The sequence below is a fragment of the Gilliamella sp. W8123 genome, from assembly GCF_016101085.1.
Classification (GTDB): Bacteria; Pseudomonadota; Gammaproteobacteria; order Enterobacterales; family Orbaceae; genus Gilliamella; species Gilliamella apis.
Window position 1 is genome coordinate 220,270 of sequence record NZ_JACFRE010000004.1, and the last position, 23,467, is coordinate 243,736.

General features: G+C 33.6%; 22 protein-coding genes. 14 read left to right on the top strand and 8 right to left on the bottom strand.

What is annotated here, in order from left to right:
- Positions 1-11: 11 nt before the first annotated feature.
- Both H3T56_RS06860 and aroB read right to left on the bottom strand, forming a co-directional pair.
- Positions 12-1,082, bottom strand: coding sequence for a 3-deoxy-7-phosphoheptulonate synthase (locus H3T56_RS06860; RefSeq protein WP_065577826.1), 1,071 nt, complete (start codon positions 1,080-1,082; stop codon positions 12-14).
- A gap of 259 nt (positions 1,083-1,341) precedes the next feature.
- Positions 1,342-2,421, bottom strand: coding sequence for a 3-dehydroquinate synthase (gene aroB / locus H3T56_RS06865; protein WP_198192341.1), 1,080 nt, complete (start codon positions 2,419-2,421; stop codon positions 1,342-1,344).
- 113 nt (positions 2,422-2,534) lie between these two features.
- On the opposite strand from aroB, the gene H3T56_RS06870 reads away from it, so the two are divergent.
- Together H3T56_RS06870 and glnB are read left to right on the top strand one after the other, a co-directional pair.
- Complete coding sequence (locus H3T56_RS06870; RefSeq protein ID WP_370545529.1) at positions 2,535-4,142, top strand: NAD+ synthase; 1,608 nt, start codon at positions 2,535-2,537, stop codon at positions 4,140-4,142.
- Between the two features lie 25 nt (positions 4,143-4,167).
- Entirely contained in the window at positions 4,168-4,506 is a 339-nt protein-coding gene (gene glnB, locus H3T56_RS06875) for a nitrogen regulatory protein P-II (protein WP_065577823.1), read from the top strand.
- Here glnB and H3T56_RS06880 read toward each other — a convergent pair.
- The gene (locus tag H3T56_RS06880) at positions 4,499-5,143 is read right to left on the bottom strand and encodes a hypothetical protein (protein WP_034903558.1); all 645 of its coding nucleotides are present in this window, start codon (positions 5,141-5,143) and stop codon (positions 4,499-4,501) included. The genes glnB and H3T56_RS06880 overlap by 8 nt on opposite strands.
- Positions 5,144-5,479: 336 nt before the next feature.
- Between H3T56_RS06880 and H3T56_RS06885 the strand changes: the two genes are divergently transcribed.
- Positions 5,480-6,097, top strand: a complete 618-nt coding sequence (locus H3T56_RS06885; RefSeq protein WP_065651301.1) for a TfoX/Sxy family DNA transformation protein — start codon at positions 5,480-5,482, stop codon at positions 6,095-6,097.
- 87 nt (positions 6,098-6,184) lie between these two features.
- Here the strand turns inward: H3T56_RS06885 and rhlB are convergent, their stop codons facing one another.
- Complete coding sequence (gene rhlB, locus H3T56_RS06890) at positions 6,185-7,411, bottom strand: ATP-dependent RNA helicase RhlB (protein ID WP_065577821.1); 1,227 nt, start codon at positions 7,409-7,411, stop codon at positions 6,185-6,187.
- A gap of 153 nt (positions 7,412-7,564) precedes the next feature.
- On the opposite strand from rhlB, the gene trxA reads away from it, so the two are divergent.
- From trxA to nrdG, 5 genes are all read left to right on the top strand, one after another.
- The gene (gene trxA / locus H3T56_RS06895) at positions 7,565-7,891 is read left to right on the top strand and encodes a thioredoxin TrxA (protein WP_065577820.1); all 327 of its coding nucleotides are present in this window, start codon (positions 7,565-7,567) and stop codon (positions 7,889-7,891) included.
- A gap of 326 nt (positions 7,892-8,217) precedes the next feature.
- Positions 8,218-9,480, top strand: coding sequence for a transcription termination factor Rho (gene rho, locus H3T56_RS06900; RefSeq protein WP_065577819.1), 1,263 nt, complete (start codon positions 8,218-8,220; stop codon positions 9,478-9,480).
- A gap of 178 nt (positions 9,481-9,658) precedes the next feature.
- Positions 9,659-11,074 carry an NADP-dependent phosphogluconate dehydrogenase gene (gndA, locus tag H3T56_RS06905; protein ID WP_198192343.1) on the top strand — a complete coding sequence of 472 codons (1,416 nt, stop codon included), beginning with the start codon at positions 9,659-9,661 and terminating at the stop codon, positions 11,072-11,074.
- Positions 11,075-11,448: 374 nt separating this feature from the next.
- A complete protein-coding gene (gene nrdD, locus H3T56_RS06910; protein WP_198192344.1) occupies positions 11,449-13,584 on the top strand; it encodes an anaerobic ribonucleoside-triphosphate reductase in 2,136 nt (711 codons plus the stop codon).
- A gap of 17 nt (positions 13,585-13,601) precedes the next feature.
- Complete coding sequence (gene nrdG / locus H3T56_RS06915; protein WP_065577816.1) at positions 13,602-14,066, top strand: anaerobic ribonucleoside-triphosphate reductase-activating protein; 465 nt, start codon at positions 13,602-13,604, stop codon at positions 14,064-14,066.
- A gap of 2 nt (positions 14,067-14,068) precedes the next feature.
- On the opposite strand, the gene can is transcribed toward nrdG, so the two are convergent.
- From can to H3T56_RS06935, 4 genes are all read right to left on the bottom strand, one after another.
- The gene (gene can, locus H3T56_RS06920) at positions 14,069-14,728 is read right to left on the bottom strand and encodes a carbonate dehydratase (protein WP_198192345.1); all 660 of its coding nucleotides are present in this window, start codon (positions 14,726-14,728) and stop codon (positions 14,069-14,071) included.
- A 56-nt stretch (positions 14,729-14,784) separates the two neighbouring features.
- Positions 14,785-15,843, bottom strand: a complete 1,059-nt coding sequence (locus tag H3T56_RS06925) for an FAD-binding protein (protein WP_110447038.1) — start codon at positions 15,841-15,843, stop codon at positions 14,785-14,787.
- A gap of 154 nt (positions 15,844-15,997) precedes the next feature.
- A complete protein-coding gene (locus tag H3T56_RS06930) occupies positions 15,998-17,032 on the bottom strand; it encodes a GTP-binding protein (RefSeq protein WP_198192346.1) in 1,035 nt (344 codons plus the stop codon).
- Between the two features lie 17 nt (positions 17,033-17,049).
- Positions 17,050-17,247, bottom strand: a complete 198-nt coding sequence (locus H3T56_RS06935) for a YbdD/YjiX family protein (RefSeq protein WP_034883017.1) — start codon at positions 17,245-17,247, stop codon at positions 17,050-17,052.
- Between the two features lie 303 nt (positions 17,248-17,550).
- On the opposite strand from H3T56_RS06935, the gene murA reads away from it, so the two are divergent.
- From murA to H3T56_RS06965, 6 genes are all read left to right on the top strand, one after another.
- Positions 17,551-18,804, top strand: a complete 1,254-nt coding sequence (gene murA / locus H3T56_RS06940) for a UDP-N-acetylglucosamine 1-carboxyvinyltransferase (RefSeq protein WP_086360293.1) — start codon at positions 17,551-17,553, stop codon at positions 18,802-18,804.
- A gap of 53 nt (positions 18,805-18,857) precedes the next feature.
- Positions 18,858-19,433 carry a DJ-1 family glyoxalase III gene (locus H3T56_RS06945; RefSeq protein ID WP_198192347.1) on the top strand — a complete coding sequence of 192 codons (576 nt, stop codon included), beginning with the start codon at positions 18,858-18,860 and terminating at the stop codon, positions 19,431-19,433.
- Positions 19,434-19,444: 11 nt separating this feature from the next.
- Positions 19,445-20,341, top strand: a complete 897-nt coding sequence (locus H3T56_RS06950; RefSeq protein ID WP_065577809.1) for a cation diffusion facilitator family transporter — start codon at positions 19,445-19,447, stop codon at positions 20,339-20,341.
- Between the two features lie 93 nt (positions 20,342-20,434).
- On the top strand, positions 20,435-21,397 hold the full coding sequence (pfkA, locus tag H3T56_RS06955; protein WP_065577808.1) for a 6-phosphofructokinase: 963 nt from the start codon (positions 20,435-20,437) through the stop codon (positions 21,395-21,397).
- Positions 21,398-21,572: 175 nt separating this feature from the next.
- Positions 21,573-21,824 carry a GNAT family N-acetyltransferase gene (locus tag H3T56_RS06960; RefSeq protein ID WP_198192348.1) on the top strand — a complete coding sequence of 84 codons (252 nt, stop codon included), beginning with the start codon at positions 21,573-21,575 and terminating at the stop codon, positions 21,822-21,824.
- Between the two features lie 151 nt (positions 21,825-21,975).
- Positions 21,976-23,046 (top strand): acyltransferase, encoded by a 1,071-nt coding sequence (locus H3T56_RS06965; protein ID WP_198192349.1) that lies wholly within the window; start codon positions 21,976-21,978, stop codon positions 23,044-23,046.
- Positions 23,047-23,467: the final 421 nt, after the last annotated feature.

Below are 23,467 nucleotides of genomic sequence, written 5' to 3' on the forward strand. Positions count from 1 at the left end.
TCTTTAACTGTTTACTTTTTTCTACTCTTTAACGGCTGTGCTAAATCATTATTCATTCTTCGCAATAATTGCTCAGTCGTTTCAAAGTTAATACAAGCATCAGTAACAGATACACCATATTTGAAATTTTCTTTTGGTTGTTCAGATGATTGATTACCTTCAAATAAATTACTCTCTATCATTACTCCAATAATCGAGTTATTGCCTTGCTTAATTTGCTCAATAATCGAGTCTGCAACGATAGGTTGATTGCGGTAATCTTTATTGGAATTAGCATGACTACAATCTATCATTAAGTTAGGGACTAATTTAGCCTTATCCATTTGTTGTTCACATAATGCAACATTTTCGGCATCGTAATTAGGTGCTTTTCCACCTCTTAGGATCACGTGACCATGTGGATTACCTAAAGTTTGTAATACTGTAACTTGTCCTTTTTGGTTAATTCCAACAAATCGATGTGCCATTGAAGCTGATTTCATTGCATTAATTGCTACGTCTAAGCTACCATCTGTGCCATTTTTGAAACCAACAGGCATTGATAGTCCAGAAGCCATTTCTCGGTGGGTTTGTGATTCAGTTGTTCTCGCTCCAATAGCTGACCAGCTGATTAAATCACCAATGTATTGCGGAGTGTTTGGATCTAACGCTTCTGTCGCAATTGGTAATCCAATCTTAGTGATATCAAGTAACAACTTACGTGCTTTTTTTAAGCCATGTTCAATATCAAATGAGCTATCCATATGCGGGTCATTAATCATACCTTTCCAACCAACAGTGGTTCTTGGTTTTTCAAAATAAACTCGCATAACAATAAATAAGTTATCTTTCACTTCATCAGAAAGTTTTTTTAATTTATGTGCATATTCAATAGCTGCATCAGGATCATGAATAGAACAGGGACCACAAACTATAAGTAATCGGTGATCTCGACGTTCTAAAATATCAACAATGGTTTGTCGGGATGAAGCAATTTGATTTTCTAATTCAGATGATAATGGATAAAGGTTTTTTATTTCTTCGGGCGTGATTAACATATGCTCATCTCTGATTCGAACATTATTTAGTGTATCTTTTAACATTTGGTTTTCCTTGTTAAAATTATTCATATTTTTATATGTAAAATATTAATTACATAAACAAGCAATATGTAAACACAAAATTACGGAATAGTAAATCAAAAATTAACTTATTGTTAGATTAATTAATGTTTTGTAAGCTAATATTTACAGGTATTAATAATTTAACTTGAGTGGATGTAAATAAATATGTACGGATGCGGTGAGAGAATTGCATGCATCCGTATATTGAATATAGCCGGTTATGTGAAAAAATGAGAATTTAAATAGATGATATTGCTTCTAATATCAATTGTTTATCAACAACATCAATGACTTCAACTGCACCTATTTTAGTTGGCAAGACCAATCTAATTTGTCCTGAAAGAACTTTTTTATCTCGTAGCATATGTGGAATATAAGATTCAATTGTCATTCGTTCCGGTCTTTTAACTGGTAGTTTAGCTTTAATTAATAGATTTTTTATTCGTTCAATATCTTTATCAGTCAATTTACCAAGCAATTTAGCTGTTTGTGCCGCCATTAACATACCAACACTAACTGCTTCACCATGTAACCAATTACCATAGCCGAGTTCCGCTTCAATAGCATGGCCATAAGTATGACCAAGATTCAAAATAGCACGCATGTCTTGTTCTGTTTCATCGGCGGCAACGACTTGTGCTTTTAGTTTACAGCAGTGATAAATACAATAACTCAAGGCATCTACATCTAAATTAAGTAGATCATCGATATGCGTTTCTAACCAATTAAAAAACTCAGAATCCATAATGATGCCATATTTAATTACTTCGGCTAAACCGGCTGAAAGCTCTCGTGGTGGTAGAGTTTTAAGACAATTAATATCAATAACGACAGCTTGTGGCTGATAAAATGCACCAATCATGTTTTTACCAAGAGGATGATTGATGGCTGTTTTTCCTCCAACGGATGAATCAACTTGTGATAATAACGTTGTCGGTACTTGTATAAATTTAATTCCTCGTTGATAAGCAGAAGCAGCAAAACCAGCAACATCACCAATAACACCGCCACCTAGCGCTATAAGGATGCTATTTCGAGTATGATTATTGGCAAGTAGAGCGGTTAGAATTTGATTCCATGTTTCCATGGTTTTATATTGTTCGCCATCAGGGACTATAACAAAATCTGTTTTTATCCCATGAGCCTCAAGCATATCTATCAAATGCTGTAAATAAAGCGGGGCAATCGTGTCATTGGTGGCAATAAGTACTCGCTGGCCGCCGTATAGTTTGAAATGTTCGAATTGACTAAGTAAGTTTTCACCAATAGTAATAGGATAACTGCGATTTTCTAATGCTACATCTAGGATCTTTTGCATAATTATTTCCAAACAAGTTTATGCCAATTTAATATTGCATGTTAACGATAAAAAAGTGGCAGCGCAACTTAGAATCATTTAAACTTACTGCCAATTTTTATCTGTAATGTTGAATTTATATGTCCTTATCTTTCGTATTAGCACAAAAAAATTGGTGTGTAGGTGATATTGAAGGTAATACTCAGAAAATCATTGAATTGATGCAAAGCCATTCATCTCATGATCTTATTATTTTCTCTGAACTTGCAATTTGTGGTTATCCTCCAGAAGATTTAATTTATCGTGATGACTTTAAAAATCGTTGCCAACAAGCGTTATCGGCCATCAAACAAGCTAGTAAACAATGTGGAGTAATTGTTGGTCATCCTCATTGGCAAGATGGTTTGATATATAACTCATTGTCACTATTTCTCGATGGACAGCAATTAGCGTGTTATCACAAACAGCAATTACCTAATTATGATGTATTTGATGAAAAACGTTATTTTACTGCTGGTGAGCAAACTTGTGTGGTCGATTTTAAAGGTAAAAAAGTTGGCTTATTAATCTGTGAAGATCTTTGGCAATGTGAACCCATTGATCGAATTGCAGCAAACTGTGCCGATTTAGTTATTTCGATCAATGCTTCACCGTATGCCTATGAAAAACCTCATTATCGTCAAGAACTTATTAAAAAACATGCAATAAGAATCGGATTACCAATTGTTTACTTGAATCAAATTGGTGGCCAAGATGAGCTTGTTTTTGATGGTGGTTCATTTGTCTGTAATGAAAAAGGTGATATCGTCCAGCGATTAAATTCATTTGAAGAGCAAATTTCTGTTTTTCAGCTCAATGATAATCATAAACCAATACCTAGCCTTAATGGCGATCCATTAGCGGCTGTTTATGATGCGCTAGTACTTGCAACGCGTGATTATATTACTAAAAATGGTTTTGAAGGTGCGGTATTAGGGTTATCAGGTGGTATTGATTCAGCGTTAACTTTAGCTATTGCCGTTGATGCATTAGGTAAAGATAAAGTACAGGCTGTTATGATGCCATTTCGCTATACAGCTGATATTAGTATCGCTGATGCAAAAGAAGAGGCGGAAATATTGGGGGTTGAGTTTGATATTATTTCAATTGAACCGATGTTTGATGCCTTCATGACCTCTTTAACACCGATGTTTTTAGGTACGGAAAAAGATACTACCGAAGAAAACTTACAAGCACGTTGTCGAGGTGTTATTTTGATGGCTTTGTCAAATAAACGTCGTAGGCTCGTATTAACAACAGGTAATAAAAGTGAAATGTCTGTCGGATATGCAACACTTTATGGTGATATGGCGGGTGGTTTTGATGTACTTAAAGATGTACCTAAAACTATGGTATTTGCATTGTCTAAATATCGAAATAGTCGCTCTTATGTTATTCCAGAACGCGTTATTACTCGTCCTCCATCGGCTGAACTTGCTCCAGATCAAAAAGATGAAGACAGCTTACCACCTTATGATATTTTAGATGGAATATTAAAGGGTTATGTAGAACAGGATTTTTCGATTGAACAACTAGTTGCACAAGGTTATGATGAAGTAACAATAAGACGTGTTATTAAATTAGTTGATATTAACGAATATAAAAGGCGACAATCAGCAGTAGGTCCGAAAATTACTGCTCGTAACTTTGGCAAAGGCAGACGCTATCCAATTACTTCTGCTTTTGGATTTAAGAATTGGTAATCTCGAATTAAGGGTAAATAGAGATATGAAAAAAATTGAAGCAATTATCAAACCTTTTAAATTAGATGATATTCGAGAAGCACTTGCTGATCAAGGTATTACAGGTATGACCGTGACTGAAGTGAAAGGTTTTGGTCGTCAAAAAGGACATACTGAACTTTATCGTGGTGCAGAATATATGGTCGATTTTTTACCTAAGGTAAAAATTGAACTTGTGGTACCCGATGATATTTTAGAAACCTGTATTGAAACTATTATGAAAACAGCGCAAACAGGTAAAATTGGTGATGGTAAAATATTCGTTTATAACGTTGAGCAGGTGATCCGTATTCGCACTGGCGAAATGGATGAGTCGGCTATTTAATTAGCATCATATCTGCATAAATATCAGGGCGTTCTTGCTTAATTAGATTATTAGTAATAACGCCTTGAATTGAACAAATCAGAAGGTGCATATTATCGCCTTTTTCAAGTAATAATAACTTTTCAGTTGTATTAGGTGCAGGAATTGTTTTTACACCAACAACAGAGCCGGTATTTTTATGCCAAACTTGAATATCGTCATTAATGCTTCGAATTTTTGGATTAGCAATATACAGCAGGTTATCTTCCATATTTTTCCATTCTAAAAAATCTAAGCTATCGCGGATCTGGTGGATATCATTTTCGATAATAAAACCCCAAAAATAATATTTACCCATTTTTTTTAAATCCATAGCACTATCATAGTAACCAATAAGCTTAAGATTTTTATATATGATTGGACTTTGAAAATAGACGAAGTTTTTTGTCGTATCACTACGGTTTTCAACAGGAATATAAGCTTGATTTTGATTAAAAATTTTGACGTTAGTGTGATCTTTTAGCTCATCTTTGTGTTCATATACATGTTTAAAAAAATCAGGATTACAAGATGTTAATGCATCAATCAAAGCTAATTTGTCGGCTGATGCGGTTGATGTAAAAAACATAAACAGTAATATAAAAACGTTTTTAAACATGTTGATTCATCTTGAAAAAAATATCTACCATTAAATTAACTACTATTGATTGTATAATTATTACAACATAATAACAATGTAAAAACAGCTTTTCTTTTTTAAAGAAATATTAAGAGATGCTGCAAATTTGAACGATTAAAAAAGCCATAATTTTTTAGAACAAAAAAATATAATTAATCAAGCATAAATATTATTAATGTTCATTTATGGAAGACAGATCCCATATTTATCAATTTATAATAAATAATTATTTAAATATCAAGGTAATTGCTATAGTTTAACATAAAAATAACTCACTAAAATTACTTAAACGAGTAAGTTAAAAAGGAACTTATTATGCGTAGAAAATTAGCGGAAAAAATAAAACAAGAGTTTTCTGGCTTTAAAGACGTTTCGATAAGATCGTTTTTTGGCGGATTTAGTCTTAATAGTGAGTCAACTATGTTCGGGTGGGTTGATCAAAAAAATGTTTATTTAAGAGCTCATCCTAATTATCGATCACTTTTTATTGAACTAGGAATGCAGCCTCTTAATTTGGTTTTTGAAGGTTCAAATAAATTACTTGATTATTATAAAGTCGGTGACAACCTACTGACAGACCGTAAGCAGTTACATGATATTGTAAAAATAGTCATTGAGCATGCTAAACAAGATCAAAGCGAAAAATTAGCAAAAACTCAAAATCGTTTAAAAGCGTTACCTAATATGACAATATCATTAGAAAAACTAATGATAAGTGTTGATATTACCGATATTCAGAGTTTTAAAAGAAAGGGTTACTTGGAAACTTATTACCGAATTAAACATAAGAATCCGAAATTATCACTTAATATTTTATTTGGATTATATGGCGCATTATCTGGCCAACATGTAGCATTATTATCTCAAGATTTGAAAAAAGAAATAGAGTTAGCTTATCAGGAGTTTTTGCAAACCAAGCAAAATGTCGATTAATTGTCGGTTTATCCTTTAAGTTAAATACCATCATTAAATTTATTGGTTTAATGATGGTATTAAATTAATTCGCTAGCTATTAGCTTATTATGACGGCTTTCTACGAGTTGTTCTTTTGAAAGGTCTTGGCGTAGGTAGATCGGTGAGTAATGCTTGAGGATCATATTGACTAACCGGAATAGCGTGATCAATTGCTTTTTCAATAGCTGGTAGGTTTTGAGAGTAACGTTCACAAGCTAATGAAATTGAATAACCTTCAGCTCCTGCACGGCCGGTTCGACCAATTCGATGTCGATAATCATCACAATCATCAGGTAAATCATAATTAAAAACGTGGGTTACATTTGGAATATGTAAACCTCGTGCAGCAACATCGGTTGCGACTAATATATCAAGATCACCTTGAGTGAATTTATCAAGAATAGATAAACGTTTTTTTTGTGCTATATCACCTGTCAATAAGCCGACACGATGACCATCAGCCACTAAATGGCGCCAAATTTTCTCACAAGCAACTTTAGTATTTGCAAATATAATACAGCGGTCAGGCCATTCTTCTTCAATTAAAGTTTGTAGTAAAGCTAATTTATCCTCATTTGATGGGAAAAATAGTTCTTCTTTAATCCTATGACCAATTTTTTGTTCTGGTTCAACTTCAATATATTGTGGTTCATTCATATATTCAAAAGCAAGTTCACGAACATTATGGGTTAAAGTTGCTGAAAATAACATAGTGAGGCGTTTTTTAGGTGATGTCATATGTTTAAATATCCAACGAATATCACGGATAAAACCTAAATCAAACATACGATCTGCTTCATCAAGAACGGCGACCTGAATTGCCTCTAAGTTAATATAATCTTGTTTTGCATAATCAATTAGTCGACCAGTGGTAGCAATTAATATATCAACACCAGAAGACAACATTTTTAATTGTTTATCATAACCATCACCACCATAAGCTAATCCTAATTTAATACCAGTTTCTTCTGAAAGAGGTAGCGCATCATGATAAATTTGTACTACTAATTCACGCGTTGGCGCAATAATGATAGCTCGTGGTTGATTCGGCTTATGATCGCCTAATGGATCATTATTCAATAAATGATTAAATGTTGAAGCCAAAAACGCAATCGTTTTACCCGTACCAGTTTGTCCTTGTCCTGCAATGTCAATTCCTTTTGAGGTTAATGGTAATGTTTGTTCTTGAATTGGGGTACAGTAAACGAAACCTTTTTTCTCCAATGCTTTTATAACTAATGGATGCAGGGGAAATTGATTGAAAGTTGTTTTTGTAAGATATGATTGAATCATTATTGTTTAAAGTATAATTATCAGAATTTGGCAATTGTAACATACTAAATATAACAACTTCACTAATAATTATATCCTATTATAATAATTACTAGCAGTAGATATGAAAATATCCTAATATAATTTCAGATAAATTCCTTAGGAGATAATTAAATGAGTCATAGCATTGTTTCACTTTCTGAAGCTACATTTGATAATACGATTAACGAATCAACAAAACCTGTATTAGTTGATTTTTGGGCTGAATGGTGTGGACCTTGTAAAATGGTTGCCCCTATTTTAGAGGAAATCGCGCAAGAATATGGTGATAAAATTATTATTGCTAAATTAAACGTAGAACAAAATCCGAGTATAGCGCCAAAATTTGGTATTCGTGGTATTCCAACATTGTTAATTTTTAAAAATGGTCAAGTAGTAGCTACTCAAGTAGGTGCCTTGTCAAAAGCACAGCTTAAAGCATTTATCGACCCACAACTTTAATTTGTTCAATGAATATTAGTAATAAGCGTTTATGATGGCGCTTATTATTTTTATTTCTATAAAATATAATCAAAAATATAGACATCCCTATAATTTTAGTGTAAATTGCTTGAAATCTTACAGAAACCCCTTTCAGCAATCCATTGTTTTTCTTGATAAAGTGGTGTAAATTCAATATCCAATCGCGTAATTATCATCAAAAGCTAAGTAATAATTAATTTTACACATTGCTTGAAAGAGAAATTTTTATAAGTAAATGAAAGAAATATACAACAAAAGCAGTAATTGCAAACATATCAATTTTATCCTCAAGAATTTTTAAAACTATGAATTTAACTGAATTAAAAAACACTTCTGTCGCCGAGCTTGTAGCGCTTGGTGAGAAAAAAATGGGGCTTGAAAATCTTGCCCGTCTTAGAAAACAAGATATTATCTTTGCAATCTTAAAACAGCACGCTAAAAGTGGTGAAGATATTTTTGGCGACGGTGTTCTCGAGATTTTGCAAGATGGCTTTGGCTTTTTGCGTTCTGCTGATAGTTCTTATTTAGCAGGGCCTGATGATATATATGTTTCACCAAGTCAAATTAGGCGCTTTAATTTACGAACAGGTGATACTATAGCTGGTAAAATTAGACCGCCAAAAGAAGGTGAGCGTTATTTTGCTTTATTAAAAGTAAATGAAGTTAACCACGATAAACCCGAAGACGCTCGCAATAAGATCCTTTTTGAAAATTTAACTCCTCTACACCCAAACTCTCGCTTACGTATGGAACGAGGCAATGGCTCAACCGAAGATATTACCGCAAGAGTACTTGATTTAGCCTCTCCAATTGGTAAAGGTCAACGTGGTTTGATTGTTGCGCCACCTAAAGCGGGTAAAACCATGTTACTACAAAACATTGCTCAAAGTTTAGCGGTTAATCACCCTGAGTGTGAATTAGTTGTTTTAATGATCGATGAGCGACCAGAAGAAGTGACTGAAATGCAACGCCTAGTTAAAGGTGAAGTTGTTGCTTCTACGTTTGATGAACCAGCGGCAAGACATGTTCAAGTTGCCGAAATGGTAATTGAACGTGCAAAACGTTTGGTCGAGCACAAAAAAGATGTCATTATTTTATTAGACTCAATTACTCGTTTAGCGCGTGCATACAATACTGTTATCCCATCATCAGGCAAAGTATTAACAGGTGGTGTTGATGCTAATGCCTTACATCGTCCTAAGCGCTTTTTTGGTGCAGCTCGTAATGTGGAAGAAGGTGGTAGTTTAACAATTATAGCGACTGCTCTAATTGATACCGGTTCTAAAATGGATGAAGTTATTTACGAAGAGTTTAAAGGTACTGGTAATATGGAAGTACATTTATCGCGTAAAATTGCTGAACGCCGCGTATTTCCTGCTATTGACTTTAACCGTTCAGGTACTCGTAAAGAAGATTTAATGACTTCTCCTGACGAATTACAAAAAATGTGGATTTTACGTAAAATTCTCAATCCAATGGGCGAAATTGACGCAATGGAATTCTTAATCGACAAACTTGCCATGACTAAAACTAATGACGAGTTTTTTGAAATGATGAAACGCTCATAATTTGCTTTGTTTAAAGCAATTTAATTAAAGTTATGAAAAAAAGCCGTATTAAGTATTGATACGGCTTTTTTTATGGCAGAATGTAATCTAATTGCGACTAAATAATTGTGTTAGCGCAGTAATATCAAATCTTGTAAGGTTATAAAGATTAAATCAAGTAAAGTAGAGGAGCCAAATTATGTCTAAACAACAAATCGGTGTCATCGGAATGGCCGTTATGGGGCGAAACCTAGCACTGAATATTGAAAGTCGCGGATTTTCAGTATCAATTTACAATCGCTCTCGAGATAAAACAGAAGAGGTTATAGCTGAACATTCTGATAAACGATTGGTTCCTTATTATAGTATTGAAGATTTTGTTAATTCTTTGGAAAAACCTCGCCGTATCCTAATTATGGTGCAAGCAGGTAAAGGTACTGATGCTGTCATTGATGAACTCAGACCCTTGTTAGATAAAGGTGATATTATTATTGATGGTGGTAATGCTTATTTTGAGGATACAATTCGTCGTAATAAAATGTTATCCGATGAAGGCTTTAATTTTATTGGGACAGGTGTCTCTGGTGGAGAAGAAGGCGCATTAAAAGGGCCATCAATTATGCCTGGCGGTCAAAAAGAAGCTTATGAACTTGTTGCACCAATTTTAGAAAAAATTGCTGCAAAAGCAAATGGGGAACCTTGTGTAGCTTATATAGGTCCTGATGGAGCCGGACATTATGTTAAAATGGCTCACAACGGCATTGAATATGGTGATATGCAATTAATCGCTGAAAGCTATAGTGTCTTAAAACATGTAGGTGGATTAACTAATGATGAACTTTCTGACGTTTTTTCTGATTGGAATAAAGGTGAGTTAGATAGTTATTTAACCGAAATTACGGCAGATATTTTTAAACATAAAGATGAAAATGGCGATTATTTGGTTGATAAGATTCTGGATGCGGCAGGTAATAAAGGTACTGGCAAATGGACAAGCCAAAGCGCATTAGATTTAGGCGAACCATTATCTTTAATTACTGAATCGGTATTTGCACGTTATATTTCAGCGATTAAGGATCAACGTGTTGCTGCGTCAAAAGTACTAAAAGGGCCTAGTAAAGAGGCATTTACAGGAGATAAGCAAGTATTAATTGAAAAAGTTCGTAAAGCGCTTTATATGGGGAAAATTATCTCTTATGCACAAGGGTTTGCGCAATTAAAAGCTGCATCAGAACATTATAATTGGCAATTAAATTATGGTGAAATCGCTAAGATTTTTAGAGCAGGTTGTATTATTCGGGCACAATTTTTACAAAAAATTACTGATGCTTATAATGAAAATAATAATATTGATAACTTACTTTTAGCGCCATATTTTTCTAAAACCGTTGAAGCTTATCAACAATCATTGCGTGATGTAATTTGTTTAGCTGTTTCACATGGTATCGCTGTTCCTACACTGTCGGCTGCAATCGCATATTATGATAGTTATCGTTCAGCAGTATTACCGGCTAATTTGATTCAAGCTCAACGAGATTATTTTGGTGCGCACACTTATAAACGAATCGATAAAGAAGGTGTATTCCATACTGATTGGTTAAATATTGAATCTTAATTCTGATTAATATCTATACTTGTTCTTATATAAGAGTGCAAAATTAATTTGTACTCTTATAAAATTTATTTACCTTTTATATCCTATTTATTCAAATTTTTTTAATGCTATTCACCGGAAGACTTGTGATTATTGGGTTTTCTTTGTCAAGTAAATTATTTTTTTAAAAAGCTAGAAAAACACAATATATGGTGTATAATTCAAACATATTTACTATATATAGTATTTTCTAAAGCGATGTGAAAATCCGAGTTTATATCAAAAAGCCTCATATTTTAATAAAAAATCAATAGTTTTGAATAAGTACATTAACTATTAAGGTCGATAAAAACTCATGCTAAGCGCTAACTATTAATGAATATTGAGGAGTATATATGCCCGTAGTAATCAAACGTGACGGTTGTCAGACTGCATTTAATGAGACTCGTATTAAAGATGCTATTATAAGAGCAGCTGTTGCGGCTAATGTTAACGATCCAGATTATTGTGCAGCGGTGGCTCGCGTAGTGACTAATCAAATGATGGATCGTGAAAGTGTCGATATTAATGAAATTCAAAATGTTGTTGAAAATCAACTAATGTCAGGCCCTTATAAAAAATTAGCAAGAACCTATATTGAATATCGACATGATCGTGACCGTGCTCGTGAAGAGCGTAGCCGTTTAAATCAAGATATTCGTGGGCTAATAGAGCAAAGTAATGTCGCTATTTTGAACGAAAATGCGAATAAAGATAGTAAAGTCATTCCTACTCAACGCGATTTATTAGCAGGTATTGTTGCTCGACATTATGCGAAACAATATTTATTACCAAAGGATATTTCGCGCGCGCATGATAGTGGTGAAATACATTATCATGACCTTGATTATGCGCCATTTTTCCCAATGTTTAACTGTATGTTAATTGATTTAGATGGCATGTTAACTAATGGCTTTAAAATGGGTAATGCTGAAATTGAACCGCCAAAATCTATCGCAACAGCAACAGCAGTAACAGCTCAAATTATTGCGCAAGTTGCTAGTCATATTTATGGTGGTACCACCATAAATCGTATTGATGAAATTTTAGCAAAATTTGTCACTATTAGTTATCAAAAACATAAGCAAGTTGCTGAGGAATGGAATATTCCAAATCCTGAGGCTTATGCAGAAAGTCGTACCCAAAAAGAGTGTTATGATGCATTTCAATCTTTAGAATATGAAGTAAATACTTTGCATACTGCTAATGGACAAACCCCATTTGTTACTTTTGGTTTTGGTTTAGGAACAAGTTGGGAATCGCGGTTAATTCAAGAATCAATTTTAAAAGTGAGAATAAAAGGGTTAGGTAAAAATCATAAAACGGCGGTATTCCCTAAATTAGTTTTTGCAATTAAAGATGGTATTAATCACAAACAAGGTGATGCTAATTATGATATTAAACAGTTAGCATTAGAGTGTGCAAGTAAACGTATGTATCCAGATATTTTAAATTATGATAAAGTCGTTGAAGTAACTGGATCATTTAAAACACCAATGGGATGCCGTAGCTTTTTGGGTGTTTATGAAGAAGATGGTCAACAAATTCATGATGGACGGAATAATTTAGGTGTTATTAGTCTTAACTTACCTCGTATCGCCATTGAAGCTAAAGGTGATGAAGTTCGTTTCTGGGAAATTTTAGACAAACGTTTAGCTCTTTGTAAAAAGGCATTGATGACTCGTATTGCTCGTCTTGATGGTGTGAAAGCTCGTGTTGCTCCGATTTTATATATGGAAGGTGCTTGTGGTGTTCGCTTAAAAGAAGATGACAGTGTTTCTGAAATCTTCAAAAATGGCCGTGCATCAATCTCTTTAGGTTATATTGGTCTGCATGAAACTTTAAATGCACTTTATGGTAACCAAACTCATCCATTCGATAGTGAAACCTTACGTAATAAAGGTGTAGCAATCGTTGAACATTTAGCTAAAGCGGTTGAACAATGGAAAAAAGAGACTGGTTATGGATTTAGTTTATATAGTACACCGAGTGAAAACTTATGCGACCGATTCTGCCGTTTAGATACTTCTGAATTTGGTATTATTCCTGGAGTAACAGATAAAGGTTACTATACTAACAGTTTCCACCTTGATGTTGAGAAAAAAGTGAATCCATATGAAAAAATCGAATTTGAAAAACCTTATCCAGCAGTAGCAAGCGGTGGTTTTATTTGTTATGGCGAATACCCTAACATGATTAATAATGTTAAAGCATTAGAAGATGTGTGGGACTACAGCTATACGCGTGTACCTTATTATGGTACCAATACGCCAATTGACGAATGTTATGAATGTGGTTATACCGGTGAATTTTCATGTACTAGCAAAGGTTTTGTTTGTCCTAGCTGTGGTAATCATGATTCAGCTAAAGTTTCTGTGACTCGTCGTGTTTGTGGATATTTAGGTAGCCCTGATGCTCGTCCATTTAATGCGGGTAAACAAGAAGAAGTCAAACGCCGAGTTAAACATTTAGACAATGGGCAAATAGGCTAATAAATTATTTTATCATTATGAATTATCATCGTTATTATCCTGTTGATGTTGTTAATGGCGAAGGGACTCGTTGTGCACTTTTTGTTGCCGGCTGTGTACACCAATGTCCTGGCTGTTATAACAAAAGCACATGGGGAATAAACTCTGGTAAGCCATTTACACAATCACTTGAAGATCAAATTATTAAAGATTTACAAGATACTGAAATAAAACGCCAAGGATTATCACTTTCTGGTGGTGATCCTTTGCACCCACAAAATGTCCCTGCCATTTTAAAACTGGTAAAACGAGTAAAAAATGAGTGTGATAATAAAGATATTTGGTTGTGGACAGGCTATAAGCTTGATGAATTAACCGATGCTCAACAAGCTGTAGTTCCTTATATAGATGTTTTGATTGATGGAAAATTTGTACAAGAACTGGCTGATCCCAAACTATTATGGCGAGGCAGCAGTAATCAAATTATCCATCGATTTAAATAAAATTATTGTGATTTATGCAAATTTAATAGATAAGAAATAGCTTCTCGATAATTGATTTCAAGATTTTCACTGCTCGATGATGTAATATGTAAGTCAGTAATTTTGCCATTATCTATCCCATAAACCCAACCATGTAAATTAACTTTTTTACCTCTTTGCCATGCGGATTGAATAACTGTTGAATGTCCTAGATTATAGACTTGTTCAACAACGTTAAGCTCACATAAAATATCTAAACGAATATCGGCGGGAAACTCGCCAATTAAAGAACTATAACGGAACCATAAGTCACGAATATGTAATAACCAATTGTTAATTAGACCTAGATCGGGATTTTCGACTGCAGCTTTAATTCCACCACAACCTAAGTGTCCACAAATGATAATATCTTCTATCTCAAGTACATCAACGGCATATTGCACGACAGATAAACAGTTAAGATCGGTATGGATAACCAAATTACCAACATTACGGTGAACAAATAATTCTCCGGGTTTTAATTTAATCAATTTTTCAGCTGGTACTCGACTATCAGAACAGCCAATCCATAAAAATTTGGGGTTCTGAGCAATGGCAAGCTGTTTAAAAAAATCAGGATCTTCTTGTTCTATTTTTTCTGACCATTCGTGATTAAAGCGAATAAGATCGCTAACATCAAACATAATGTCTATTCCTTGTTATATTTCATTGTTAGAAACATTTGCTAATTTTGTATTAACTAAATTGTTTTTATATGCTGAATTTTACTTTTCATTATTAACTTTCGCCATATTGGCGTAGTAAGAATTTTTGCTTTAATAATTTTGCTATATAGTTTAAAGCGTAAAGGCATTGTTTTTTGATAATAATGTTTATTTGGTTTTGCTACGCCACTATTTAATATTTTGCTAAGAATTTCTGCGCTATCAAGAGCATAACTGATACCCTCTAGTGAGCTAGCACTAATAAAGCCCGCAGCTTCACCAATTAAAAATATATTTTCATTACCAGTATAAAAATCTCGGAATCGATTTGGATAAACAACAAGACACTTTTCGGTTTTTAAAGGTTCGCCAAAAATAAAACCTTGTTGAGCTAATTTTTCTTTTAATAACTCGAAATGTTGATTGGCTGTCTTTTTAGGGAAGGCTCCACCAAAAATGAAATGTTTATTTTTGGAAATGCTCCACGCATAACAATTTGTGGTTTTATTATCAAAAATACAAGAATAAAAAGGAATTTTATGGTTGTCTGTAAACCATTGTTGGATAGCAACATATTGTCTAATAGAATGATTAGGATAGCGCATACGTCGCACAACTGAATTTGCGCCATCAGCTCCAACTACATATCTAGCGGTAATCTTATGTTCAATTTTATTTTCATCAATATAAGTGACTTGATATCCATCAATGACTCTTCTGATTTCTTTGCATAGCGTATCATGTAACACATTGACACTATTTGGTATAAGCGACTTTAACCATAGGTCGAATTTATGTCGATCAAAACTGACATAACTGCGTTGATAATTACGGATCAGTTTCGTTTGCAGATCGATGGTTTTTACGCTGAAAATTTGCGGATCAGTTAATATATCCAATGGTAAATTTAGCTTTTGTCTTACAAACGCTTTTTGTGCATCATTAGCCAATAAGCCACCACATGGTTTTTGAAAACCTTCATCACCAGCTTGATGTTTTTTATCTAATGCAATGATCTTAAAAGATGGGCTAAGTAACCGAGCGAGCGTGCTACCAGCAGGTCCAAGTCCAATGATGGCAATATCGTAATCCATATTCTTGTGTTGTCTATTTTATTTGGTTGAAAGTTAACCATTTTACCACATTCGATAAAAAGGCAGTTAATAGTAAAATCGAAGATTTAGTCGATTTTACTAAAAAATTTTGAGGAAAGGGGTTTTTTAGTCGATTTTAATTAATTGTGATCAGTTAATTTGCTACCGTCTGTAAAAATTCCTTATTTAATTCATCAAATGGTAAAGTTCGACTAATCACAACTAAGCGAGATATTTTTTCGGAAGCTTGTTGCCATGGAGAACCGTAATCAAAACCGACAATTTTATGGACTCCTTGAACAATGAGCCTTTGGTTATTGTCTTTTATTGCAAGTATTCCTTTATAGCGCAGCATATCATTACCGTATTTTTCAACTAGATTTTCCATAAATGAGCCAATCTTTTTAAGATCAAGTTCTCCAGCTTCAAAAAGATAGGAACAGATATCATCATTCCAGGATGAGGTTTGATATGGAATTGTTTTAAAATTAGTTTCTAACTGTTTGGACGGATTAACAATAAAAAAACCTTTATTAAGAACTAATTCCTCATCTAAATCAAAAGCATGGATATCTAACCATTGTGATTTTGCAATTTTACCATTAATCGCTTGATAGATAGTTGCTTTACTATTAATTTTTTGAAGGCGATTTAGAATTTCAATTTGTTGTTGTTCGGTGATGCAGTCGGTTTTAGATAAAATAATACGATCGGCAAAACCAATTTGAGAAACAGCAACTCGATGTTCATTTAAATGTTGCAAAATATGTTGAGAATCAACAATCGTAATAATTGCATCAAGTCTAATGGTTTCTCTAATTAGCTCATCAATAAAAAAAGTTTGAATAATAGGTGCCGGGTCGGCAAGCCCAGTGGTTTCAATAATAAGTCTATCAAATTGCAATTTACCAGCTTGTCTTTCTGCGTGCAATTGATGGAGAGCTTTGGTCAATTCTCCTTGCACAGTACAACAAATGCAACCATTGGTCATTTCAACAATTTGAATATCCTGATTCGGTGTAAGTAAGTTGCTATCAAGATTTACTGGACCAAATTCATTTTCAATAATCATTATTTTTTCATTGTGATTATTTTCAAGCAGGTAATTGATGAGTGTTGTTTTTCCTGAGCCGAGAAAACCAGTTAATAAGGTGACGGGTAATAAGGAAGTACTAATATCTTGTGTCATAAACTATTCCTTTCTATTTAACAACACTTAAAGCCACCTTTACCACTATAACGAGCATCTTGTCGTTCTTTAAAAAACTCTTCATAAGTCATTGGCGTTTGTTCTGGATGAGTTAGTTTCATATGTTGTACATACGTATCGTAATCGGGAATCCCAACCATTAGTTTGGCTGCTTGACCTAAATATTTTCCAGCTTTAGCGATTGAGTCAAACATATTTATCTCTTTTATTAAACAAAGCAGTTAAAATTATTTTATTTTTAAACAGTTGATATTTTCAAAGATATCAATCTCACTATAAATGTCGATGTGAAGTGAGTCAATCTCTGATTAATAATAATTTTAATCTAATTTATTAAATAAAATTTAGGAAAAATAAAAGAGGTATATCAAATAATTGAAATTGTGTTGGGTTGTTTTAGTGAAGATAAATTAGTCATTATATTTTGGTAAAATTCATTTATCTATTGATAAATAACTTCTATAATAACGGCCATTTAAAATGAATAAGAGTTAACAATGGAAAAGTTTCACGTTACTGGCCCTACTTCTTTAAATGGGGAAGTTGTCATTTCTGGCGCTAAAAATGCTGCGCTACCTATTTTATTTGCTGCAATTTTGGCTGAAAAACCCGTTGAGTTGCAAAATGTTCCCAAATTAAAAGATATCGATACAACACTTGAATTGCTTGCGCAATTAGGCGTGAAATACCAACGTAATGGTTCTATTCATCTTGATGCTGGCCAAATTGACAATTATTGTGCACCTTATGAACTCGTCAAAACCATGCGTGCATCAATTTGGGCTTTAGGTCCACTGGTTGCTCGATTTGGGCAAGGGCAAGTTTCATTACCGGGTGGATGTGCAATAGGTGCAAGACCTGTAGATTTGCATATTACAGGTTTACAACAGTTAGGTGCGACAATCACTCTAGATGAAGGATATGTTAAAGCATCAGTTAATGGTCGTTTAAAAGGTGCTCACATAGTTATGGATAAGGTGAGTGTTGGAGCGACAGTAACAATTATGTGCGCAGCAACCTTAGCTGAAGGTAAAACTATAATAGAAAATGCAGCTTGTGAGCCTGAAATTGTTGATACCGCAAAATTCTTAAATATGCTGGGCGCTAAAATTACCGGTGTTGGCACGATGCGTATTGAAATTGAAGGTGTTACTAGTCTGGGTGGTGGCGTACACGAGGTTGTTTCTGATCGTATTGAAACAGGAACATTTTTGGTTGCAGCTGCTATTTCAAGAGGTAAAATAACTTGTCGTAAAACTGATCCAAATTTATTAGATGCTGTGCTATCAAAATTGAAGGAGGCTGGTGCTAATATTGAAACAGGTGCAGATTGGATTTGTTTAGATATGCAAGGCAAACGAGCAAAAGCTGTAAATATTCATACTGCACCACATCCGGGGTTCCCAACGGATATGCAAGCCCAGTTTTCATTATTAAATATGGTGGCAGAAGGAACTGGAATCATCAAAGAAACGATTTTTGAAAATCGCTTTATGCATGTGCCAGAACTTATTCGTATGGGGGCACATGGCGAAATCGAAGGTAATACATTAATTACTCATGGTGTCGAAAAACTTAGTGGTACTCAAGTTATGGCGACTGATTTACGAGCTTCAGCAAGTTTAGTTTTAGCCGGATGTATCGCTGAAGGTTCGACCGTTGTTGATCGTATTTACCATATTGATCGTGGTTATGATAATATTGAAGAGAAGCTTAGAAAATTGGGCGCTAATATTGAACGATTCAAATAGTTTTAATTTTTGACGCTGTTTAAACACAGCTATTAGATAAAAAGGAGTGTAATATGACAAAGCAAGCATTAGTATTTTTATCGAATGGCTGTGAGGAAACCGAAGCTGTTACAACTATTGATCTATTAACTCGAGCCGGAATAAATGTTACTTACGCTAGTATCACAGAAGATAGACTAGTTGAGTGTTCTCGTGGAGTAACAATCTTAGCCCAAAAAGTATTTTCAGAAGTTAATAATGTTGATTTTGATGTAATTATTTTACCTGGTGGATTAAAAGGAGCGGAAAACTTTCGCGACTCCCAACAATTAATTGAAACATTAAAACAAGCACATCAAGCTGGCAATATAATTGCTGCTATTTGTGCATCTCCGGCAATGGTTCTGCAACATCATAATTTATTTCCAGATGCATATATGACCGGTTATCCCGAAACGAGAGATGCTTTTAAACATTGGAAATCGGATAGAGTTTATTTTGATGCACAAAATAGAGTCATTACCAGTCAAGGTCCTGGAACGTCTATTGATTTTGCATTGAAAATTATTGAAATTCTATTAGACAAAAAGGCTGCAGCTCAAGTTGCCGCTCAATTGGTTCTACCACAAGGGATAGCATCCTACCAATAAATAGGTAACAAATGTCAAAATCACATTTGTACGAAAAGTTAATTAAAAGGGCAACACTAAGTGCTGTTTTAATTTCTGTTTTCCTAATTATTATAAAATTACTTACGTGCTGGTTTACTGGCTCGATGAGTTTGTTTGCCTCTCTTTTAGATTCAAGTATTGATTTACTTGCATCTGGACTTAACTTTTTCTTAGTTCGTTATGCATTAAAACCGGCTGATGATGATCATACTTTTGGTCACGGAAAAGCCGAATCGTTGGCTGCATTAGCACAAAGCACCTTTATTATTGGTTCTGCAACTATTTTGTTAATTTCAAGTATTAAATCTATTATTCATCCTGAAGCAATAGCCTCACCTTTATTAGGTATTGCCGTATCTGTGATTTCAGTTATTGTAACTGGGGTATTAGTTCTATATCAAAAATATGTAATAAAACAGACTAAAAGTAAAGCAATTGAAGCTGATATGTTGCACTATTCTTCTGATATGTTTATGAATATTGCGGTTATAGTAGCTCTATTTTTAAGTTGGTACGGTATTACTTATGCTGATGCCTGTTTTGCTTTTTTTATTGCGTTATATATTTTTTATAATGCTTATAAAATAGCCTATAGTGCAATTCAAGACTTATTAGATAAAGCTTTATCAGAAAGTGATAACCAAAAAATTTGTGAAATTGTTTCTTCATACTCAAATGTACATGGTTTTCATGATTTGAAAACTCGACAAGCTGGTCCGTTAAAATTTATACAGTTACATCTTGAATTAGACGATGATATGCCTTTAATCAAAGCGCATGCAGTCGCCGATGCGATTGAGAAACATATTGCTCAAGAATTTGCGCCTGCAACTGTGATTATTCATCAAGATCCTGTTTCTGTTGTTCCCTTAGAAATGAATAAGTAGAGAAACTAATCAAAATAGCTTCTAAACTTTTATTGTTAGTTAATTATTATGACCTTATAATAACCGAAGGTTTATATATTGGAGTTATTTTGTATGATAAAAAAAATAGGTATTTTAACCAGTGGTGGTGATGCGCCAGGGATGAATGCAGCTATTCGAGGTGTTGTGAGAACCGCCTTAACTGAAGGATTAGATGTTTTTGGCATTTATGATGGTTATTTAGGTCTGTGTGAAGATCGAATCGTTCAGTTAGATCGTTCTAGCGTTTCAGATATTATTACTCGTGGCGGTACATTCTTAGGATCAGCTAGATTTCCTGAATTTAAAGACCAAGAAGTTAGAAAAAAAGCGATCGCTAATTTAAAGAAACATCAAATCGATGCATTAGTTGTAATTGGCGGTGATGGTTCTTATATGGGGGCGATGCGTTTAACTGAAGAAGGTTTTCCATGTATTGGTTTACCTGGCACCATTGATAACGATATTCGTGGAACTGACTATACTATTGGTTATTTTACTGCTTTAGGCACCGCTGTAGAATCTATCGATAGATTAAGAGATACGTGTTCTTCGCATCATCGAATCTCTGTGATTGAAATCATGGGCCGTGATTGCGGTGATTTGACAATAAATGCAGCAGTTGCTGGTGGGTGTGAGTTTATGATTATCCCTGAAGTTTCTTATACTAAAGAAGACTTAATTGAAGAGATAAAATTAGGCTTTGCTAAAGGTAAAAAACATGCGATAGTTACTGTGACTGAAAATATGTGTGATGTTAACCAATTAGCGGCAGATATCGAAGCGGCTGTTCATCATGAAACTCGAGCAACAGTTTTAGGACATGTACAACGTGGTGGCTCTCCAGTGCCTTATGACCGAATTTTAGGTTCACGCATGGGGGCTTATGCTGTTGAATTACTTATCAAAGGTCATGCAGGCCGTAGTGTCGGTATTCAAAATGGTAAGCTAGTCCATCATGATATTATTGATGCGATTAATAATATGAAAAGACCATTTGACATGGATCTTTATAACACTGCAAAACGTTTATTCTAAAAATTGCTCCATTGATAATCGAACAATAAGATGTGAATAATTGATAAGGCTAAGCTTTTAAATAAATATATCAATTATTCACATTACTGATTTTATAAAGATTGTTTACTCAATAAATATTCAAAGTATTCTTCTGGTCATATTTAATCAATTTCGATACAAATTTGAGGTTTTTATGACACTACAATATAAGCAAGATAATGACCGTTTTTATGTTTGTAATGATAATAATCAAGAAATAGCAGAAATGACATTTACTCGAATTGGGTATGATAAGGCAACGATTAATCATACATTTACTGATCCTGCTTATCGAGGTCACGGTATTGCAGATAAGTTGCTTGAACTTGTTGTGAAAACATTACAGCAAGAAAAGCGTGAAATTATACCTTTATGTTCGTTTGCTAAAAATAAATTGAATAACTAAATAAAGTCCATTTTATATATAGACCTCTTGTAATTTTCTCCAGCTTTTGTCAAGAAATATTTTATTGTTTTTCTATAATAATCCTAGTTTTTCTTAGCAGATTTTGTGCTAATGTATGCTAAATTTTCTTTGTTATATTTTGCTTATTAAAATGACAACAGTCAAAGCCCAAAAAATCCATTCTATTCATGTATTGCGTGGCGTAGCTATCATCATGATCGTCTTTAGTCATTGCTTAGGTGTATTTAAAAATAGCAATTTAATTGCTAATAGTTATTTATTTTCTTTTTTGAATTTATTTGCTTTTAACTTCACCACCTTTTTTGTACTAATTGCGGGTTTTTTATTTCAACATTTGACCTACAAATATAAAGTAAGAGAATATTATTTATCTAAATTCAAAACGGTAGTATGTCCATATATATCGGTATCGATCTTCTGTTTTCTCTATTTTCACTATCAGTCTTTATCCAGTTTACCTTTTTTTTCATTTACTGAACCGAGTGCGGTTGGTTCTATTGTTAGAATGATGTTGACAGGAACGCAATTGTTACCATTGTGGTTTATGCCGATGATTATCATGATTTTTGCAATCAGTCCTTTATTATATTCGTGGTCTCAAAAAAGTCTGATTATTATTGGTTTGATTTCAATGTTCTGGATAGTTATGTTTACTAAACCTGATTATACAAAACCGTTATTAAATTTGTTGCATTATGGACCGGTTTATTTAACCGGTATGATGATAAAACAGAATTATGAAAAAATTATGCAACTAGTTAAAGATAATCTATTGTTAGTGATTTTCTTTTTTGGTTTATGTTTTTGTATCCCATTTGCTTATCGTTATGTTGACCATTTAGGTGTTGAAAAACTTTATTATGATACATTACAAAAAATTATTTTGTTTATTTTAGCGCTTTACTTTTTAGATGGTTTAAATCGTAAGAATGAACATGGAAGAACATATAAGTTTTTTTCATATATGGCTAATATCAGTTTTCCTATTTACTTTATTCATGAAATTATCGTGTTACTTTTGGAACAACAAGTGGGTAATTCACCAATAGCGGACGTGATTAAAACTGATAACGGACAATTAGCTTCACTTGGTGCAATTAGCTTTTTAATAACTACATTAACGATAAGTATCATTATTGCAAATCTAATAAAGTTAATATTTAAAGATAAAGCAAAATATTTAATTGGTGGTAATCGTTAAAATAAAATTGTTATTAAAAGAGGAAAAAGATAGATATTTTTATTTTTTGGATGTTGAAAAGTGTGATTTATAGCAACATATTGTTTTTTTTGTGTTTATAATGCTGGTTGGATATATATTGCAAATATACCAATATGAGTGTTGAACAAATAAAAGACAAACAGAATCATAATTACTATTTTTCACTTGCCAAAAAAAATGAAGTGCCTATAATGCGCATCCACTGACACGGCGTCAGCGACAAGCAGACAAAGGTCGTGTTAGTAAACAAGGTCAAAAATTTTAAAAAAAGATCTTGACGAATAAAAAGGTGTAGCGTAGTATACGCAGCCCTTGAGACAGCAAACTGAAACAAGAAATTGTGAAGTAAATTAAAAGGCTGTCAGCTCTTTAAAAAGAAGAAACAGACAATCTGTGTGGG

Bases quoted from the DNA above. Each gene is read 5' to 3' on its own strand.
- H3T56_RS06860 (WP_065577826.1), bottom strand. From the start codon at position 1,082: ATGTTAAAAGATACACTAAATAATGTTCGAATCAGAGATGAGCATATG.
- aroB (WP_198192341.1), bottom strand. From the start codon at position 2,421: ATGCAAAAGATCCTAGATGTAGCATTAGAAAATCGCAGTTATCCTATT.
- glnB (WP_065577823.1), top strand. From the start codon at position 4,168: ATGAAAAAAATTGAAGCAATTATCAAACCTTTTAAATTAGATGATATT.
- H3T56_RS06880 (WP_034903558.1), bottom strand. From the start codon at position 5,143: ATGTTTAAAAACGTTTTTATATTACTGTTTATGTTTTTTACATCAACC.
- H3T56_RS06885 (WP_065651301.1), top strand. From the start codon at position 5,480: ATGCGTAGAAAATTAGCGGAAAAAATAAAACAAGAGTTTTCTGGCTTT.
- rhlB (WP_065577821.1), bottom strand. From the start codon at position 7,411: ATGATTCAATCATATCTTACAAAAACAACTTTCAATCAATTTCCCCTG.
- trxA (WP_065577820.1), top strand. From the start codon at position 7,565: ATGAGTCATAGCATTGTTTCACTTTCTGAAGCTACATTTGATAATACG.
- rho (WP_065577819.1), top strand. From the start codon at position 8,218: ATGAATTTAACTGAATTAAAAAACACTTCTGTCGCCGAGCTTGTAGCG.
- gndA (WP_198192343.1), top strand. From the start codon at position 9,659: ATGTCTAAACAACAAATCGGTGTCATCGGAATGGCCGTTATGGGGCGA.
- nrdD (WP_198192344.1), top strand. From the start codon at position 11,449: ATGCCCGTAGTAATCAAACGTGACGGTTGTCAGACTGCATTTAATGAG.
- nrdG (WP_065577816.1), top strand. From the start codon at position 13,602: ATGAATTATCATCGTTATTATCCTGTTGATGTTGTTAATGGCGAAGGG.
- can (WP_198192345.1), bottom strand. From the start codon at position 14,728: ATGTTTGATGTTAGCGATCTTATTCGCTTTAATCACGAATGGTCAGAA.
- H3T56_RS06925 (WP_110447038.1), bottom strand. From the start codon at position 15,843: ATGGATTACGATATTGCCATCATTGGACTTGGACCTGCTGGTAGCACG.
- H3T56_RS06930 (WP_198192346.1), bottom strand. From the start codon at position 17,032: ATGACACAAGATATTAGTACTTCCTTATTACCCGTCACCTTATTAACT.
- H3T56_RS06935 (WP_034883017.1), bottom strand. From the start codon at position 17,247: ATGTTTGACTCAATCGCTAAAGCTGGAAAATATTTAGGTCAAGCAGCC.
- murA (WP_086360293.1), top strand. From the start codon at position 17,551: ATGGAAAAGTTTCACGTTACTGGCCCTACTTCTTTAAATGGGGAAGTT.
- H3T56_RS06945 (WP_198192347.1), top strand. From the start codon at position 18,858: ATGACAAAGCAAGCATTAGTATTTTTATCGAATGGCTGTGAGGAAACC.
- H3T56_RS06950 (WP_065577809.1), top strand. From the start codon at position 19,445: ATGTCAAAATCACATTTGTACGAAAAGTTAATTAAAAGGGCAACACTA.
- pfkA (WP_065577808.1), top strand. From the start codon at position 20,435: ATGATAAAAAAAATAGGTATTTTAACCAGTGGTGGTGATGCGCCAGGG.
- H3T56_RS06960 (WP_198192348.1), top strand. From the start codon at position 21,573: ATGACACTACAATATAAGCAAGATAATGACCGTTTTTATGTTTGTAAT.
- H3T56_RS06965 (WP_198192349.1), top strand. From the start codon at position 21,976: ATGACAACAGTCAAAGCCCAAAAAATCCATTCTATTCATGTATTGCGT.